This is a genomic window from Methylobacterium sp. Leaf456, assembly GCF_001425465.1.
Lineage (GTDB): Bacteria > Pseudomonadota > Alphaproteobacteria > Rhizobiales > Beijerinckiaceae > Methylobacterium.
Window position 1 is genome coordinate 109,466 of sequence record NZ_LMQV01000034.1, and the last position, 16,319, is coordinate 125,784.

The following is a 16,319-nucleotide window of genomic DNA, read 5'->3' on the forward strand; positions in this document are numbered from 1 at the left end:
GCCGGGTATGAACGGTCCCCCCGTCGTCCCGGTCTATCCGTTCTCGGTCTGGATCCTCGCCGGCTTCGATCCGGTGCTGATCGCGGTCGCATTCATCCTCGGCTGGAAGGCCGACCAGTTCGGCAAGGTGTTCATCGCGGCCATCGCCGCGCTGGCGATCTCGGTGCTGTTCGCCTGGATCGTGACCAAGATCGGCCTGCCCTGGCCGGCCCCGGTCGCCGCCGACCTGCCGACCTTCTTCCCCGTCCGCACGGTCTCGGCCTTCCTGTGGGCGGCGGCCGGCTACGGCGCGCGGCGGGTGCTGAAACGGAGCTGACGCCCGTTTGGCTTGTGCCGCGCCCGCTTCCGCCGCAGAAACGGGCGCCATGGCCTCTCCAACCCCTCCGACACCGCATCCGCCCTGCCCGGTCACCGGTGAGCCCGCGACCCGCCTCGTGCAATGGGTCAGCGCCCGCCTGCTGACCGACCTGTGGCGCTACACCTTCAAGGTCGATGTGCGCCCGAGCTTCAAGGGCACGCGCCGGTTCGGTCTGTGGGAGTCGCCGACCGGGCTCTACTTCTTCGATCCGATGCTCCAGGGCGATGCAGGCTTCTACACCAGCCTCTATGCCCGGCTGAACATCCGCCACTATCCCCGCGAGGGCCATCCGCGGGCGGAGTTCCGGCTGGCCGCCCGGCATGTGGTCGAGGGGGCGCGGGTGCTCGATGTCGGCTGCGGCTTCGGCGCCTTCCGCCACGAGGTGCGCCACGCCCGCTACACCGGGCTCGACCCGCACTTCTCCGGGGAACCCGGTTCCGACTGGGCCCGGATCGAGACCCTGACGGACCATCTGAAGGGTCAGGAGGGCGCCTACGACGTGGCGAGCGCCTTCCAGGTGCTGGAGCATGTCGAGGACCCGGTCGGCATGCTGACCGACATGGTCAGGGCGGTGCGTCCGGGCGGAAAAGTGATCATCGGCGTGCCGCATGTGCCGGCGGCGCATACGCGCATCCCGAACTACCTCATCAACGCCGTGCCCCACCACCTGACATGGTGGACCAAGGACGCGCTGCTGGCGGTGGCAAACCGCGTCGGGCTCGTGAACGCGCGGGTCGAGACAGCGCCCTGGGCCGATGTCGACGGCTTGGTCTACTGGATGGAGCGCTGCTCGCCGGTGAAGTGCCGCGACCGGCACTACGGGCATTCCTGGGCCTGGCACGCCTCGGCGCTGATCGGCTTCCTCGGCGGCTGGCTCTTATGGAAGATCAAGCCCGTGCCGAAGACCCGCGACGAGGGCGCCTCGCTGCTGCTGGTGGCGGAGAAGCCCGCGGGCTAATCGTCCTCGTCTTCGAACCCGACGCCCGGCGCCATCCCGCCCATCACGTCGAGGCAGGCCTGGAGGATGTAGGCGGCGGCGAGCTTGTCCACGAGTTCGCCCCGACGCGCCCGCGAGGCGTCGGCCTCCAACAGCGTGCGGGTGACGGCGGCGGTGGAGAGGCGCTCGTCGAAGAACAGCACCGGCAGCGGCAGGATCGGCTTCAGGTTGCGGGCGAAGCTCCGGCTCGACTGGGAGCGGGGCCCCTCGGTGCCGTCCATGTTGAGCGGCAGACCGATCACCAGTCCTCCGACGCCGTGTTTCGCGCAGAGCGCGGCGAGGCGCTGCGCGTCGGGGGTGAATTTGACCCGCCGGATCGTCTCCAGCGGCGAGCCGATCCGGCGCCCGACATCGGACAGCGCGACCCCGATGGTCTTGGTGCCGAGGTCGAGCCCGATCAGCCGCGGCTGCCCGGCGGAGGCCTCGGCGAAGGCTGCGATCTCGTCGCGGTTCACGCGTCCGTCGTCCCGAGCCGTTCGAGGGCCGCCGCGTCGTCGCCCTCGAAGGTCGCGGGCAGCGGGCCGGCACCCTCGCCGAGGATGTGCAGCACCTCCAGGCCCTGGAGCCCGCGCACCAGGGTCGGCAGGTCGGCGCCGCCGAAATGCACGGTCTCCAGATCGGCGTTGAGCACCCAGACATCGTATTCGGGGAAACCCGGCGTCACGTCGAAGAACAGGAAATCGCCGCGCGCGGTCTCGCCGAAGAAGCAGGCCCGGTCCATCAGGTCCGCGTCGGCATCGCCCTCCACGGTGAAGCGGTGGGGCTCGTCGCCCTCGCCCTTCAGGCCGTCGATGGCCACCGCGATGCCGTGGGCGATCAGGTGGGCGCGGGCGACGAGGTCGCCGGCCTCCACCGGCACGGGGGTGAACAGGCGGACATGCCCGCCGATCCGCCCGGCGCCGCATTCGCGGGCGAAGCTGCGGTAGCTGCCCGGCAGACTGAAGCCGAGTTCCGACTCGGCCCGGGCGAGGTCGGCATCGCTCGACCGGAGGCCGGGCACCAAGTCCGGGAAGATGCTGTCCCACATCACGAAAAGACTCCGGCGCTCGCGAGGGGCCGGCTTAGGCCGCGGGCGGGCAGCTTGTCCACCGCCGGATTAACCATCCGGCGCGGTCGAGTGCTGAGGGAGGGAGCACAGCGCGCCTCGGAGTGTTAAGGGTTTGTTAACCAGCCCGGAGTCGCCCCTTGACCTGCCCGTCGATGCCGGAGACGCCGCACCCCGCGCCCCGCCGCCGGCTGGCCCGTCGCCACGTCCTGATGCTGATCCTGGCCTGCGAGGTCATGGTGGTGGGCGTGGCCAACGCCGACCGCTACCGCCCGCCGGGCATCGTGGTCGATCAGACCGTGACGCGAGGGAATGTCATCACGTGAGGCAGGGCTGAGCCGCAGTGAAGGCGCCTCGGCGCCCGTTTCGAGCCGTCATTGGAGGCGGAGCCATCCAGAGCTCCGCGCTCCCCGAAAAAATCGCGACGGCGGACCACGCCACGGTCGAAGCGCCCTACCCTCTTCGGAGACGGCGCGCCCTGGATGGCTCCGCCTCGCCATGACGGCTCGGGTCATCCCGAACCTCCGGGGTCCGGTCCGACGCGTCGAAATCCGAAAAAGAATCAGCCGTTCGGCAGGTGCGTGGCGAGCGCTTCGAGCACCGCCATGCGCACGGCCACGCCCATCTCGACCTGCTCGCGAATGAGCGACTGCGCCCCGTCGGCGATCTCGGAGGAGATCTCGACGCCGCGGTTCATCGGGCCCGGATGCATCACCAGGGCGTCGGGCTTGGCCAAAGCCAGCTTGTCGCCATCGAGACCGTAGTACCGAAAGTACTCCTTCACCGAGGGGACGAACGAGCCGTTCATGCGCTCCCGCTGGAGGCGCAGCATCATGACGATGTCGCAGCCTTTGAGCCCCTCGCGCATGTCGGTGAACACCTCGACGCCGAAGCGGGCGACGCCGGTCGGCAGGAGCGTCGAGGGGCCGATCACCCGCACCCGTGCGCCGAGCGCGTTGAGCAGGAGGATGTTGGAGCGGGCGACCCGCGAATGCAGGACATCGCCGCAGATCGCCACCGTCAGCCCCTCGATCTCGCCCTTGTTGCGGCGGATCGTGAGCGCGTCGAGGAGCGCCTGGGTCGGGTGCTCGTGGGCGCCGTCGCCCGCGTTGACGACGGCGCAATCGACCTTGCGGGCGAGCAGATGCACGGCGCCCGCGGCGTGGTGGCGCACGACGATGATGTCGGGCCGCATGGCGTTGAGCGTCGCCGCGGTGTCGATCAGGGTCTCGCCCTTCTTCACCGAGGAGGAGGCGACCGACATGTTCATCACGTCGGCGCCGAGCCGCTTGCCGGCGAGTTCGAATGAGGATTGCGTCCGCGTCGAGGGCTCGAAGAACAGGTTGATCTGGGTGCGGCCGCGCAGGGTGGTGCGCTTCTTCTCGACCTGTCGCGAGAGCGCCACCGCGTCGTCGGCGCGGGCGAGCAGGGCTTCGATGTCCGGCCGGCTCAGGCCTTCGATGCCGAGCAGGTGACGGTGCGGGAAGGCGGGTGCGATCTCGGCGGTCATGCTGCGGTTCCGGCGTCGGCCGTGGCTATAGGTGCGGGCGGTCGCCCCGGCAAGGCGAGCAAGGGTGGGGGCGTCCGTTCTGCTCCGGCATCTCCGTCATTCCGGGGCCGCGCAGCGGAACCCCGAATCCACCCGTGATGCGCGGCTTACGTGTGGCGTCGAGGCCAGTCATGGATTCCGGGTTCGCCTTCGGCGCCCCGGAACGACCACCGTCGAGGCAGGTAGGAGGCGGAGGGCGCTGTTGGCCACGCGCGACACCATTCCTCCAATCCGGGCGCGGCCAAGAGAATTTCCTGATCCTCGCGAGCCCGTGAACGAGAAAAATTTGAACGATCCGAGGGCCGAGCCGTTGCCAGCCTGTCCGTGGGCGACGCGACGGCCCCGCGCTTTCCGAGCGCAGCGCCGTCTCGCCCGCCGAAACGAAAGGAATGCCATGAACGCTCGACTTCTCCTCACGGCCGGCGCCCTCTCGCTGGGTCTCGGCCTGTCGTCGGGAGCCTTCGCGCAGGGCATGCAGCCCGGTGCCGGGATGGACCCGGCGATGGGCGGCCAGATGCAGCAGGGCCAGATGGGCGACGACATGGGCCAGGAGCAGCGCCCGATGAAGCGCAGCTCCAAGAAGATGAAGAAGCCCATGAAGAGCAAGAAGATGATGCGGTCCAAGCGCATGAACTCCGGGATGGAGTCGCAGGGTGGCATGAGCGGCCAGGGCGGCATGTAGTCTTCTCGCCCGGCGCCCCGCGCCGGGTTAGTTTGAGAGCGCCCGTCCGGTTCGTCCGGGCGGGCGTTGTCGTGTGAACCGGGACGAGGGGATCCGCCGTGGCCGCAGGAACCGCGTTGGGCAAGGGCGCCCTAGGAAAGGGCGACGTCGTCGAGACCATGCGCCGCCGCTGGATGTTCCGTCATCCGCTGGTGATCCGGCTCGCGCACTGGATCAACGTGGTCTGTCTCGCGATCCTGCTGATGAGCGGGCTGCAGATCTTCAACGCCCATCCGGCGCTCTACTGGGGCGCGGCCTCGACGTTCGACGCACCGTTCGTCGCCATCACCGACGACCAGCGCGACGACGGCTCGGCCCGCGGCGTCACCTATGTGGCCGGCAAGAGCTTCGACACCACCGGCTGGCTCGGCCTCTCGAACTACAACGGCGAGGCCACGGGCCGGGGCTTCCCGTCCTGGGCGACGCTGCCAGCGCATCAGGACCTCGCCACGGGCCGGCGCTGGCACTTCCTGTTCGCCTGGGCCTTCGTGATCAACGGGCTGATCTACCTCCTCTACGGCATCGGCACCGGCCAACTGCGCCGCCGGATCATCCCCGACGGCGACCAGATGCGGGGCCTGGGCTCGTCGATCCGCGAGCACCTGACGCTGCATTTTCCGGAAGGCGAGGAAGCCAAGCGCTACAACGTCCTCCAAAAACTCACCTATCTCGTCGTCGTGCTGGGGCTGCTGCCCTTGATGCTGCTCACCGGCCTGTCGATGTCGCCCGGCGTCAACGCCGTGGTGCCGCTGCCCGACCTGTTCGGCGGGCGCCAATCGGCCCGCACCATCCACTTCATCGTCACGAACCTCTTGGTGCTGTTCGTGATCGTCCACGTCCTGCTCGTGCTCGCCTCCGGCGTATGGAACAACATGCGCAGCATGCTGACCGGCTGGTACGTCATCGAGCGCCGCAAGCTTCCCGCTGGCCCGGAAGAGATCCGATGACGCGCCGCCTCTCGATCCCCACCCCCCATCGCCGCGGCTTCCTCACCGCCGCCGCAGGCCTTCTGGGCGTCTCGGCGCTCGGCAGCTGCGACCGCTTCGCCGTGACGCCGACCGGCCGCCAGACCTTGAGGCTCGGCGAGGACGCCAATCTCTATGTCCAGCGCCTGCTGCTCACCCCGGCCTCGCTCGCCAAAGAGTTTCCGGATTCCGACATCTCCCCTTGGTTCAAGCCGAACGGGACGATCGATCCGCAGGATCGGGACTACAAGGCGCTCGCCGCCAAGAATTTTTCGGATTGGCGCTTGCGCATCGACGGCCTCGTCGAGACTCCGCAGTCCTTCTCGCTCGCCGACCTACGGGCGCTGCCCGCCCGCACCCAGACCACGCGCCACGACTGCGTCGAGGGCTGGAGCGCTATCGGCAAGTGGACCGGCGTGCCGCTGGCCGAGGTGTTGAAGCGAGCGGGCCTGAAGCCGAGCGCCCGCTACGTCGTGTTTCACTGCGCCGACACGATGGAGTTCACGGAGGCCGACGAGAGCGAGAACGCCAATCCCGGCATGACCGCCCGCGCGGAAGGCGAGGAGAACCAGGCCAGCGACTCGAAGGCCGCCGGGGCCGAGGCGCCGGACGCCGACGCGCCGAAGGGCACGCCGATCCGCTACTACGAAAGCATCGATCTCACCGACGCCTACCACCCGCAGACGATCCTGGCCTACGACCTGAACGGCCAAGCGCTGCCGGTCTCGAACGGTGCGCCCTTGCGCCTCAGGGTCGAGCGACAGCTCGGCTACAAGCAGGCCAAGTACGTCCTGCGCATCGAGGTACGCGACACGCTCGCCGGCATCGGCGAGGGCGGCGGCGGGTATTGGGAGGACCGGGGCTACGAGTGGTACGCGGGGATTTGATCCCGTTCGGTCGGCTCATTCCATCCAACCTCCTCATCCTGAGGTGCCGCGTCAGCGGCCTCGAAGGAGGGCTCCAGCGGATCGCGCGACTTCTGGAGCCCTCCTTCGAGGCTCCGCTCCGCGGAGCACCTCAGGATGAGGGGGATGGGTGGGAAAGGCCGAGCGTGCCGGCGGTGATGATGCGTGCTTCCCCCTCCACGCGGGATCGTGCCGATTTGACAACGCAGGCTCGGTCACCCACTTCTGCGCGGCGCGAGCCCCGGCCGTCGACGGATGTCCGGTCGGCGCTTGATCCCCAAAACCGTCCCCGCGGTGAGGCTCTGGCGAGAGGCAGAGGTTCATGAAAGTCGTCGTCGTCGAGTCGCCGGCCAAGGCCAAGACGATCAACAAGTACCTGGGGAGCGACTACGAGGTTCTGGCCTCCTTCGGTCACATCCGCGATCTGCCGGCCAAGGACGGCTCGGTCGATCCGGAAGCCGATTTCGCGATGATCTGGGAGCTGGAGGATCGCGGCTCGAAGCGCGTCTCCGAGATCGCCCGCGCCCTGAAGGGGGCCGAGAAGCTGATCCTCGCCACCGACCCGGATCGCGAGGGCGAGGCGATCTCCTGGCACGTGATCGAGGCCCTCAATGCCAAGAAGGTGCTGAAGGGGATGCCCGTCGAGCGGGTGACCTTCAACGCCATCACCAAGGCGTCCGTCGATGCGGCGATGCGCAAGCCCCGCCAGATCGATCAGGCGCTGGTCGACGCCTACCTCGCCCGCCGGGCGCTCGATTACCTCGTCGGCTTCAACCTCTCGCCCGTGCTGTGGCGCAAGCTCCCCGGCGCGAAGTCGGCCGGCCGCGTGCAGTCGGTGGCTCTGCGCCTCGTGGTCGAACGCGAGATGGAGATCGAGCGCTTCAAGCCGCGGGAATACTGGTCGCTCGTCGCCACGCTCGTCACCGAGAAGGGCGGCGTGTTCGAGGCCCGGCTCGTCGGCGCCGACGGCAAGCGCATCCAGCGCCTCGATATCGGCAACGGCGAGGAGGCGGCGGCGTTCAAGCGCGACCTCGAACTCGCGACCTTTCAGGTGGCGTCGGTCGAGGCCAAGCCCGCCAAGCGCCATCCCCAGCCGCCGTTCACGACTTCGACCCTCCAGCAGGAGGCCTCCCGCAAACTCGGGATGGCGCCGGCTCAGACCATGCGTGTCGCCCAGAAGTTGTACGAGGGCGTCGATGTCGGCGGCGAGACCGTCGGCATCATCACCTACATGCGGACCGACGGCGTCGACATGGCGCCGGAGGCGATCGCCGACGCCCGCCGGGTGATCGGGAAGGAGTTCGGCGACGATTACGTCCCGGACGTGCCGCGGAAGTACACGGTGAAGGCCAAGAACGCGCAGGAGGCCCACGAGGCCGTGCGCCCGACCGACATGGGCCGGCTGCCGAAATCGGTCGCCCGCTTCCTCGAACCGGAGCAGGCCAAGCTCTACGAGCTGATCTGGACCCGCACCGTCGCGAGTCAGATGGAATCGGCCGAATTCGAGCGCACCACCGTCGACATCGCCGCCAAGGTCGGCCCGCGCAAGCTCGATCTGCGCGCCACTGGTCAGGTCGTGACCTTCGACGGCTTCCTCGCGCTCTATCAGGAGGGCAAGGACGACGAGGAGGACGAGGACGGCAAGCGCCTGCCCGCGATGAAGGCCGACGATCCGCTCAAGCGCGAGCGCATCGCCTCGACCCAGCACTTCACGGAGCCGCCGCCGCGCTATTCCGAGGCCAGCCTCGTCAAGCGGATGGAGGAACTCGGCATCGGCCGGCCCTCGACCTACGCGGCGGTGTTGCAGACCCTGCGCGACCGCGAATACGTCAAGATCGAGAAGAAGCGCCTCCAGCCGGAGGACAAGGGCCGGCTCGTCACCGGATTCCTCGAAAGCTTCTTCAAGCGCTACGTCGAGTACGATTTCACCGCGAGCCTGGAAGAGCAGCTCGACCGGGTCTCGAACGCCGAGATCGATTGGCGCAGCGTGCTGCGCGACTTCTGGCGCGATTTCTCCGCGGCGATCGGCGGGACCAAGGAGCTGCGCGTCGCCGAGGTGCTGGAGGCGCTGAACGGCCTGCTCGGGCCGCACATCTTCCCGGACAAGGGCGACGGGTCCGACCCGCGCACCTGCCCGACCTGCGGCGCCGGCCAGCTCTCGCTCAAGCTCGGCAAGTTCGGCGCCTTCATCGGCTGCTCGAACTATCCCGAGTGCAAGTACACCCGCCAGCTCTCCGCCTCGGCGGTCGAGGGCGAGGGGGACGGCTCGTCTGCCGACGGCGGCCAGCCGGGCGTGCGGGTACTGGGCGAGGACCCGGCCACCGGCCTCCCCGTCAGCATCCGCGACGGCCGGTTCGGTCCGTTCGTGCAGCTCGGCGAGGCCTCGGCCGAGAAGGGGGCGGAGAAGCCCAAGCGCTCCTCGCTGGCCAAGGGGTTGACGCCGTCTTCCGTCACCCTCGAAGTCGCGCTCAAGCTGCTGTCGCTGCCGCGGGAGGTCGCCAAGCACCCCGAGACCGGGGAGCCGATCCTGGCCAATATCGGCCGCTACGGCCCCTACGTGCAGCACGGAAAGACCTACGCCAATCTCGGCAAGGACGACGACGTGCTGGAGGTCGGGGCTAACCGCGCCATCGACCTCATCGTCGCCAAGGAGCAGGGCGGCGGGCGCGGCGGCCGGGGGGCGGTCGATCCGGGCCGCGTCGTCGGCAAGGATCCGGGCGGGCTCGACCTCGTGGTCAAGGCCGGCAAGTACGGCCCCTATGTCAGCGACGGCTCGGTCAACGCCACGCTGCCGAAGTCGGTGTCAGCCGAGAGCCTGACGCTCGCGCAGGCGATCGAGCTGATCGAGGCCAAGCGCGCGGCCGGCGGCGGCAAGAAGCCGGCGCGTAAGACGGCGGCCCGGAAGCCGACGGCGAAGGCGGCGGATTCGGAGGCCGCACCGAAGGCGAAGAAGCCGGCGGCGCGCAAGACCGCCGCGAAGCCGGCTGCCGGCAAGGCGGCGGCGAAGCCCGCGGCCCGCAAGACCAAGGCGGGCTGAGTCCGGCTCCCCCCTCTCCCCGCATGCGGGGAGAGGGTTGCGACGACCGCGTCGTCGTCGCGACAAGCGGTAGTGGGGGTGAGTTCCGAAGGAACCTCTTCCGGGCAAGCCCCCTCACCTTCGGCTGCCGCCTCGCATTGCCGACGACGGGGTCGGCAAAGCCCTCTCCCCGCGTGCGGGGAGGGGGGATGCGCTGGCTTACTTCTTGGCCCGCTTGGCCTGCGCGCGCGCCGCCTCCAAGACCTTCTCGGCGGTGAAGCCGAACTTGCCGAGCAGATCCTTGAGCGGCGCGGACGCCCCGAAGGTGTGCATGCCGACGATGGCGCCCGTGGAGCCGGCGTAGCGGTCCCAGCCGATCACGCTGCCCTGCTCCACCGCGACGCGGCCGAGCACGTCGGGCGGCAGCACGCTGTCGCGGTAGGCCTGATCCTGGCGTTCGAACAGGTCCCAGGACGGCATCGAGACGACGCGGGCCTTCACGCCCTCGCCCGTCAGCGTCTCGTAGGCCGAGAGGCAGAGCTGCACCTCAGAGCCGGTGCCGATCAGGATCACGTCGGGGGTGCCGTCGCAATCGGCGAGGACGTAGGCGCCCTTGGCGGTGCCGGAGGCGGCGCCGTACTTCGAGCGGTCGAGGGTCGGCAGCGGCTGGCGCGAGAGGGCCAGCACCGCCGGCTGGTCCTTCAGCGAGAAGATGACCCGATAGGCTTCCGCCACCTCGTTGGCGTCGGCCGGCCGCAGCGTCACGAGGCCGGGGATGCAGCGCAAGGAGAGGATCTGCTCCACCGGCTGGTGGGTCGGCCCGTCCTCGCCGACCCCGATCGAGTCGTGGGTGAAGATGTGGAAGACAGGCAGCTCCATCAGGGCGGCCAGCCGAATCGGCGGGCGCATGTAGTCGGCGAACACGAGGAAGGTCGCGCCGTAGGCCCTCAAGCCGACGAGCCCGAGGCCGTTCACGATCGAGCCCATGGCATGCTCGCGCACGCCGAAGTGGATGTTGCGTCCACCCGGCTCGAACGGGGTGAGCGAGCCCGCCCCCTCGAAGGTGAGGTTCGACTTGTTCGACGGCGCGAGGTCGGCCGAGCCGCCGAGCAGGAACGGCACGTGCTTGGCGATGGCGTTGAGCACCTTGCCGGACGACTCGCGGGTGGCGAGTCCCTTGGCGTCGGGCTCGAACACCGGGATGTCCTTTTCCCAACCGTCGGGAAGACGGCCTTCCAAGAAGGCGGACAGTTCCTCGGCATGCTCCGGGTCGGCCGCCGTGGCGGCGTCGAAGAAGCCCTGCCATTGGGCGTGGAGCGCCGCGCCGCGCTTGCCGATGCCGTCGGCAAAGGTGTCGTAGACGCCGTCCGGCACGAGGAACTGCGCGTCCTCCGGCCACCCGTAGGCGCGCTTGGCGCCCTTCACCTCGTCCTCGCCCAGCGCGTCCGAGTGCGCCTTGGCGGTGTTCTGCTTGTTGGGCGCGCCGTAGCCGATGATCGAATTGACGACGATCAGCGTCGGGCGGTCGCCCGACTGGAGGAAGGTCTCCAGCGCCGAAGCGATGGCATGGGTGTCGTTGGCGTCGGCCACGCGCAGCACCTGCCAGCCGTAAGCCAGGAAGCGGGTCGCGACCTCCTCCGAGAAGGCCAACTCCGTATGGCCCTCGATCGTGATGGTGTTGTTGTCGTAGATCCAGCACAGGTTCGACAGGCGCAGATGCCCGGCGATGGACGCGGCCTCCTGGCTGACGCCCTCCATCAGGTCGCCGTCGGAGCAGATGGCGTAGACGTTGTAGTCGAACAGCGGCAGGTCGGGCCGGTTCAGGCGCTCACCCTTGAAGCGCCCGCCGATGGCCATTCCGACGGAGTTCGCCACACCCTGGCCGAGCGGACCGGTGGTGGTCTCGACGCCGGTGGTGAAGTGGTATTCGGGATGCCCCGGCGTGCGGCTGTCGAGCTGCCGGAATTTCTTGATGTCGTCCAGCGAGATCGCGGGGGCGTTGGCCCCGTCCTTCTCGGCGACGCGGGCGAGATGCAGCAGCGCGTAGAGCAGCATTGAGGCGTGGCCCGCCGAGAGCACGAACCGGTCGCGGTTCGGCCAGTGCGGGTTCGCCGGGTCGTAGCGGAGGTACCGGTTCCACAGGGTGTAGGCCACGGGCGCCAGCGCCATCGGCGCGCCGGCATGACCGGAATTGGCCTTCTGCACCGCGTCGATGGCCAGCGTCCGGATCGTGTCGATCGCGAGTTTGTCGCCCTCAGCGAGAGCCGCCTTGGGGCTCGTGTCTGCACCGCTCATCAGTCTACCGTCTCTCTCGCTTCCATCATCCGCTTGCCCGCGGGACGCGCTATTGCGCCGCGATGGATTCGCCTGCCCTCGACTCGGAATGGTCCGCGCCGCCGCCCCGTTCCCTCGCAGGACCGATCGCGCGGCTGTAATTGAGGATCGTGTTGACGAGCGCAACATGCGTGAACGCCTGGGGGAAGTTGCCCACCTGCCGTTTGGCGCGCACGTCGTACTCTTCGGAAACCAAGCCGAGGTCGTTGCAGATGCCGATCAGGCGCTCGATCAGGGCGTGCGCCTCGTCGCAACGGCCGAGCCCGATCAGGTTGTCGGCGTACCAGAAGCTGCAGGGCAGGAAGGCGCCCTCGTTGCCCGGCAGGCCGTCGGCGTCGGTCCCCTCGGTCTCGTAGCGGAGGATGAAGCCCTCGCGCATCAGGTGCTTCTCGACCGCAGCCACCGTGCCGACCACCCGCGGGTCGTCCTGCGGCAGAAAGCCCATATGGGCGATCAGCAGCACGCTCGCGTCGATCGCCTTGCTGCCGTAGCTCTGGACGAAGCTGTTCAGCTCCGTGTCGAAGCCGCGCTCGCACACCTCGGCATGAATCTCGTCGCGGATCGTGCGCCAGTGGTGGACCGGGAGTTCGGCGGCGGTGGGGTCGTCCTTGCGGAAGGTCTCGACGCTGCGCACCGCCCGGTCGAAGGCGACCCAGGCCATCACCTTCGAGTGGACGAAGTGGCGCCGCCCGCCGCGCACCTCCCAGATGCCCTCGTCGGGCTCGCGCCAGACCCGCTCCAGATGCTTGATCAGCGCGAGGCCGACCCGCCGTCCCTCCTCATCGTCGGGCATGCCGCGGGCGCGGGCCTGGAACAGCGCGTCGAACAGCTCGCCGTAGACGTCGAGCTGGAACTGGGCGATCGCGGCGTTGCCGACGCGGACGGGCTTCGAGCCCTCGTAGCCGGGCAGCCAGTCGAGTTCGATCTCCGGCAGCAGCCGCTCGCCCGCGATGCCGTAGAGGATGTGCGCCTGCTCCGGGTTGCCGGCGACCGCGCGGGTCAGCCAGTCGCGCCACGCGCGGGCCTCGTCGATGTAGCCGGAATCCATCAGGGCCAGCAGCGTGAAGGTCGAATCGCGCAGCCAGCAGAAGCGGTAGTCCCAGTTGCGCACCCCGCCGAGGTCTTCCGGCAGCGAGGTGGTGGGCGCGGCGACGATCCCGCCGGTCGGGCGGTAGATCAGGGCCTTCAGCGTCAGCAGCGAGCGGCGGAAGACGTCGTTCCAGGGCGTCTCAAGCGTGCAGCGGCTCGACCAGTCGCGCCAGAACCGGTTGGTGTCGTCGAGCCAGCGGCGCGGCTCGATCGGCGGCGGGTCGTCCTCGTGCGAGGCGCCGTAGCTCAGCACGAAGCGGATCGCGTCGCCCTTGTAGACGGTGAATTCCGAGACCGTGGTCTGGTGGGTCGAGCCCCGCAAGGGGGCGTTGGTGCGCAGCACCACCTTGTGCGGGCCGGAGATGGCGCGCAGATCGCCGAGTTCGCTGCGCGACACCCACGGCACCGCCGAGCCGTAATCGAACCGCACGGCCAGATCCATGCGCATGGCCATGCGCCCGCGCACGCCCTCGACGAGGCGGATCACGTGACTGCCGTCGCCGACCGGCATGAAGTCGGTGACGCGCACCTCGCCCTCGCGGGTCTTGTGCGTCGTCTCCAGAACGAGCGAGCCGCCGCGGTAGCGCCAGGAATGCTCGGCGCCTTCCGCCGTGGGCGCGAGCTTCCAGAAGCCGTGCTCTTCCGTTCCGAGCAGGCTCGCGAACAGGGCGGACGCATCGAAGCGCGGCATGCACAGCCAGTCGATGCTGCCGTCGCGCCCGACGAGCGCCGCCGTGCGCCCGTCGCCGATCAGGGCGTAATCCTCGATCCGTCCCGCCATCGTGGTCTCCCGTCTCCGGTCCTTCGAGCCGGACGGCACGGGGGGATGCGGGCCGCGGGTCTCGCTTCGGGTGCGCTGATCCGGCGAAGTGGCGCGACGGCCGCGCTTCGCAAGGCGCAATTCCCAGCAAATGCGAAAAACCGGCCCCTTCGCCGGGCCGGGATGCGGTCGGCGCAGAGGTCAGCGCAGCGCGGCGACCAGCGTGCTGACCGAGCTGCCGAGCGTCGTTACGCGCTCGCCGAGGCCCCGGGCGGTGTCGAGCACGGCATCCGCCGTGTCGGCGAAGGGCAGCGCGCCGCGGGGCAGGAAGCGGCTGTTTTCGGCCTCGACCTCGGCGAAGGGCGACGGCACCGGCTTGGCCGCCGTCTGCGTCGCGGCCGGCGGTTGGACTGCGGGGGGATGGCCGACGGCGATCCGGCTCGACGGTGCCTTGCGGCGATCGGACCGGCTGGTGTTGGCGAAGCGCGCCGGGCGGGTCACCGGCTCGATGCTGCCGGTCACCAGCGGCGTCAGGCGGGCGAAGGCCTCGCTCGCGGGCACCGGATCGAGTTCGGCGGTGAGCAGCGCGCGGCCCGGATCGAAGGTCGAGAGGCCCGGCGCCAGCGACATCACCGGCGGGCGCTCCGGCGCAACTTTCGGTGCGTCGGTCGGCTCGCGGCAGACGAGGGAAAGCAGGCCGGCGACGAGGGCCAGGCCCAGCGTCGGCAGGAAGGGCGGCACCACCGAGCGATGCGTCGCGGTTCCCTCCGGTTGACGGAGCGGATCGACGGTGCGCATGAGCCCTCCCGATGACGTCGCGTAAGCTGTGAGTGTTCGGCCCGGTTTGCGGCGGAAGCGGGGCCGACGCATTTCGGATCTGTTACGGAACCGCGCAGATTTCGTGGAGAGCGGGCATATCGCTTGCCTCCCCGACCACCGGACCCCTCGGAACCCGGGCCTCGATGACCGAGACCAGCCTCACCGTCGCCGTGATCGACCCGAGCCCCGCCCGCGCGGCGATCCTTGAGGAGGGTCTGCGCGCCTCCGGGGTGGACAAGGTCGTGGTCATCCCCGATGGGCCTGGCCTCCAGGCCAGCGTCGCCGCGCTCCAGCCCGACGTGATCGTGGTGCATCTCGAAAGCCCGAGCCGGGACGTGCTGGAGCAGATGTCCGGCCTGTCGCGGCAGGCCGAGCGGCCGGTGGCGATGTTCGTGGACCGATCCGACCAGACCATGATGCAGGCTGCGGTCGATGCCGGCATCTCGGCCTACGTGGTCGACGGCCTGCGCAACGACCGCATCCGCTCGATCCTCGACATCGCCATCCTGCGCTTCAATGCCTTCGCCCGGCTCCAGCGCGAGCTGGAGGAGGCGCGCTCGGAACTGGCCGACCGCAAGCTGATCGAGCGGGCCAAGGGCATCCTGATGGCGCGCAAGTCCCTCAGCGAGGACGAGGCCTACAAGCTGCTGCGGCGCCAGGCCATGAACGAGAAGCGCAAGATCGTGGACATCGCCCGCGCCATCGTCACCGCCGCGGACCTGCTCGGATGAGGCTCACCCTCGGATACGTCCCGCTCGCGGACGCCGCCCCGGTGATCGCCGCCGCGACTCTCGGCTTCGCCCGCGACGAGGGGCTCGACCTCGCGCTGTCGCGCGAGCCGTCCTGGGCGACGCTCCGCGACCGGCTGGCGCTCGGCCATCTCGACGCCGCCCACATGCTCGGCCCGCTGGCCATCGCCTGCGCGCTCGGGCTCTCGGGACCGCAGGCCGATCTGTGCGTGCCGATGGCGCTCAATCTCAACGGCAATGCGCTCACCGTCTCGAACGCGCTCTGGGCCGAGATGGCGCCGGCGAGCGACGCGCTGCCCGAGGTGGCCGCTGCCTTCGCCCGCGTGGCGCGCGCCCGCGCCACGGAAGGGCGACCGCTGACGCTCGGCACGGTCCATCCGTTCTCCTCGCATTCCTATCAGCTGCGCCTGTTCGCGCGGGCCGGCGGGCTCGACCTCGACGCCCATGTGCGCCTCGTCGTGGTGCCGCCGCCCGACACGGTCGATGCCCTGCGCCGCGGGCTGATCGACGGTGTCTGCGTCGGCGCGCCGTGGAACGCCGTCGCGGTCGCCGCCGGGCTCGGGCGCATCGCGGCGCTCGGCTGCGACATCGCCCCCGATTGCCCGGAGAAGGTGCTGGCCCTGCCCGCGACTGGGGCGGGGTTCGCTCCCGCCCTGATCCGCGCCGTCCACCGTGCCGGCCTGTGGTGCGCCGACCCGGCGAACCGCCCAGCGCTGGCCGGCCTGCTCGCCGAACAGGCCGGCCTCGACCTTGCCCCGGCGCTGCTGGCCCGCACGCTCGGCGGCGACCTGACCCTCGACGCCGCGGGGGCGACGCGCTGCGCGCCGGCCTATCTGCGCCTCGACGCGGCGGTCTACCGGCCGGACCCGGCGCATGCGCGGTGGTTCGCGGCGCAGATGACGGCGTGCGGGCAGGCGCAGGGCGATGACCTCACCGAGCGGGCGGCGGCGCTTTATCGGCCGGATCTTTTCGATGGGGCGACGGGCGGCTGAGCGCCGCTTTCGGTGATGCT

Annotated in this window: 15 protein-coding genes and 1 pseudogene; 10 read left to right on the plus strand and 6 right to left on the minus strand. The window is 69.8% G+C overall.

The window, feature by feature from the left end:
* Positions 1 to 7: 7 nt before the first annotated feature.
* Complete coding sequence (locus ASG52_RS16060; protein WP_056245191.1) at positions 8 to 316, plus strand: hypothetical protein; 309 nt, start codon at positions 8 to 10, stop codon at positions 314 to 316.
* A gap of 49 nt (positions 317 to 365) precedes the next feature.
* Entirely contained in the window at positions 366 to 1,316 is a 951-nt protein-coding gene (locus tag ASG52_RS16065) for a class I SAM-dependent methyltransferase (protein ID WP_056245195.1), read from the plus strand.
* Here ASG52_RS16065 and ruvX read toward each other — a convergent pair.
* Both ruvX and ASG52_RS16075 read right to left on the minus strand, forming a co-directional pair.
* Complete coding sequence (gene ruvX / locus ASG52_RS16070) at positions 1,313 to 1,810, minus strand: Holliday junction resolvase RuvX (protein ID WP_056245198.1); 498 nt, start codon at positions 1,808 to 1,810, stop codon at positions 1,313 to 1,315. The two genes, ASG52_RS16065 and ruvX, sit on opposite strands and share 4 nt — an antisense overlap.
* Positions 1,807 to 2,382, minus strand: a complete 576-nt coding sequence (locus ASG52_RS16075; protein ID WP_056245200.1) for an SMI1/KNR4 family protein — start codon at positions 2,380 to 2,382, stop codon at positions 1,807 to 1,809. The genes ruvX and ASG52_RS16075 overlap by 4 nt, the downstream gene beginning before the upstream one ends.
* Positions 2,383 to 2,540: 158 nt before the next feature.
* Here ASG52_RS16075 and ASG52_RS27310 point away from each other — a divergent pair, with 158 nt between their 5' ends.
* On the plus strand, positions 2,541 to 2,726 hold the full coding sequence (locus ASG52_RS27310; protein ID WP_156383996.1) for a hypothetical protein: 186 nt from the start codon (positions 2,541 to 2,543) through the stop codon (positions 2,724 to 2,726).
* 236 nt (positions 2,727 to 2,962) lie between these two features.
* Here ASG52_RS27310 and ASG52_RS16080 read toward each other — a convergent pair whose 3' ends face one another.
* A complete protein-coding gene (locus ASG52_RS16080) occupies positions 2,963 to 3,910 on the minus strand; it encodes an aspartate carbamoyltransferase catalytic subunit (protein ID WP_056245207.1) in 948 nt (315 codons plus the stop codon).
* Between the two features lie 433 nt (positions 3,911 to 4,343).
* On the opposite strand from ASG52_RS16080, the gene ASG52_RS16085 reads away from it, so the two are divergent.
* The 5 genes and pseudogenes from ASG52_RS16085 to ASG52_RS28785 all read left to right on the plus strand — a co-directional run.
* A complete protein-coding gene (locus ASG52_RS16085) occupies positions 4,344 to 4,631 on the plus strand; it encodes a hypothetical protein (protein WP_056245208.1) in 288 nt (95 codons plus the stop codon).
* A gap of 173 nt (positions 4,632 to 4,804) precedes the next feature.
* Positions 4,805 to 5,617, plus strand: coding sequence for a cytochrome b/b6 domain-containing protein (locus ASG52_RS16090; protein WP_200945626.1), 813 nt, complete (start codon positions 4,805 to 4,807; stop codon positions 5,615 to 5,617).
* Positions 5,614 to 6,522 (plus strand): molybdopterin-dependent oxidoreductase, encoded by a 909-nt coding sequence (locus ASG52_RS16095; protein WP_056245213.1) that lies wholly within the window; start codon positions 5,614 to 5,616, stop codon positions 6,520 to 6,522. Before ASG52_RS16090 ends, ASG52_RS16095 begins: the two co-directional genes overlap by 4 nt.
* A gap of 340 nt (positions 6,523 to 6,862) precedes the next feature.
* Positions 6,863 to 9,577: a type I DNA topoisomerase gene (gene topA, locus ASG52_RS16100; protein ID WP_056245216.1), complete on the plus strand. Its 2,715-nt coding sequence runs from the start codon at positions 6,863 to 6,865 to the stop codon at positions 9,575 to 9,577.
* 11 nt (positions 9,578 to 9,588) lie between these two features.
* A pseudogene (locus ASG52_RS28785) lies at positions 9,589 to 9,770 on the plus strand (hypothetical protein); the annotation flags it as partial.
* A 5-nt stretch (positions 9,771 to 9,775) separates the two neighbouring features.
* On the opposite strand, the gene tkt reads toward ASG52_RS28785, so the two are convergent.
* From tkt to ASG52_RS16115, 3 genes are all read right to left on the minus strand, one after another.
* Entirely contained in the window at positions 9,776 to 11,851 is a 2,076-nt protein-coding gene (gene tkt / locus ASG52_RS16105; protein ID WP_056245219.1) for a transketolase, read from the minus strand.
* Positions 11,852 to 11,900: 49 nt separating this feature from the next.
* Entirely contained in the window at positions 11,901 to 13,760 is a 1,860-nt protein-coding gene (locus ASG52_RS16110; RefSeq protein WP_056245220.1) for a glycoside hydrolase family 15 protein, read from the minus strand.
* Between the two features lie 180 nt (positions 13,761 to 13,940).
* Positions 13,941 to 14,537, minus strand: coding sequence for a hypothetical protein (locus tag ASG52_RS16115; protein ID WP_056245223.1), 597 nt, complete (start codon positions 14,535 to 14,537; stop codon positions 13,941 to 13,943).
* Positions 14,538 to 14,701: 164 nt separating this feature from the next.
* Here ASG52_RS16115 and ASG52_RS16120 point away from each other — a divergent pair, with 164 nt between their 5' ends.
* Positions 14,702 to 15,289, plus strand: a complete 588-nt coding sequence (locus ASG52_RS16120) for an ANTAR domain-containing response regulator (protein WP_056245227.1) — start codon at positions 14,702 to 14,704, stop codon at positions 15,287 to 15,289.
* Positions 15,286 to 16,299 carry a CmpA/NrtA family ABC transporter substrate-binding protein gene (locus ASG52_RS16125; RefSeq protein WP_056245230.1) on the plus strand — a complete coding sequence of 338 codons (1,014 nt, stop codon included), beginning with the start codon at positions 15,286 to 15,288 and terminating at the stop codon, positions 16,297 to 16,299. The genes ASG52_RS16120 and ASG52_RS16125 overlap by 4 nt, the downstream gene beginning before the upstream one ends.
* Positions 16,300 to 16,319 lie beyond the last annotated feature (20 nt).

What these genes read in the sequence shown, in the direction of transcription:
- ASG52_RS16060 (WP_056245191.1), top strand. Translation starts at nt 8, where the DNA reads ATGAACGGTCCCCCCGTCGTCCCGGTCTATCCGTTCTCGGTCTGGATC.
- ASG52_RS16065 (WP_056245195.1), top strand. Translation starts at nt 366, where the DNA reads ATGGCCTCTCCAACCCCTCCGACACCGCATCCGCCCTGCCCGGTCACC.
- ASG52_RS16075 (WP_056245200.1), bottom strand. Translation starts at nt 2,382, where the DNA reads ATGTGGGACAGCATCTTCCCGGACTTGGTGCCCGGCCTCCGGTCGAGC.
- ASG52_RS16080 (WP_056245207.1), bottom strand. Translation starts at nt 3,910, where the DNA reads ATGACCGCCGAGATCGCACCCGCCTTCCCGCACCGTCACCTGCTCGGC.
- ASG52_RS16085 (WP_056245208.1), top strand. Translation starts at nt 4,344, where the DNA reads ATGAACGCTCGACTTCTCCTCACGGCCGGCGCCCTCTCGCTGGGTCTC.
- ASG52_RS16090 (WP_200945626.1), top strand. Translation starts at nt 4,805, where the DNA reads ATGTTCCGTCATCCGCTGGTGATCCGGCTCGCGCACTGGATCAACGTG.
- ASG52_RS16095 (WP_056245213.1), top strand. Translation starts at nt 5,614, where the DNA reads ATGACGCGCCGCCTCTCGATCCCCACCCCCCATCGCCGCGGCTTCCTC.
- topA (WP_056245216.1), top strand. Translation starts at nt 6,863, where the DNA reads ATGAAAGTCGTCGTCGTCGAGTCGCCGGCCAAGGCCAAGACGATCAAC.
- tkt (WP_056245219.1), bottom strand. Translation starts at nt 11,851, where the DNA reads ATGAGCGGTGCAGACACGAGCCCCAAGGCGGCTCTCGCTGAGGGCGAC.
- ASG52_RS16110 (WP_056245220.1), bottom strand. Translation starts at nt 13,760, where the DNA reads ATGGCGGGACGGATCGAGGATTACGCCCTGATCGGCGACGGGCGCACG.
- ASG52_RS16115 (WP_056245223.1), bottom strand. Translation starts at nt 14,537, where the DNA reads ATGCGCACCGTCGATCCGCTCCGTCAACCGGAGGGAACCGCGACGCAT.
- ASG52_RS16120 (WP_056245227.1), top strand. Translation starts at nt 14,702, where the DNA reads ATGACCGAGACCAGCCTCACCGTCGCCGTGATCGACCCGAGCCCCGCC.
- ASG52_RS16125 (WP_056245230.1), top strand. Translation starts at nt 15,286, where the DNA reads ATGAGGCTCACCCTCGGATACGTCCCGCTCGCGGACGCCGCCCCGGTG.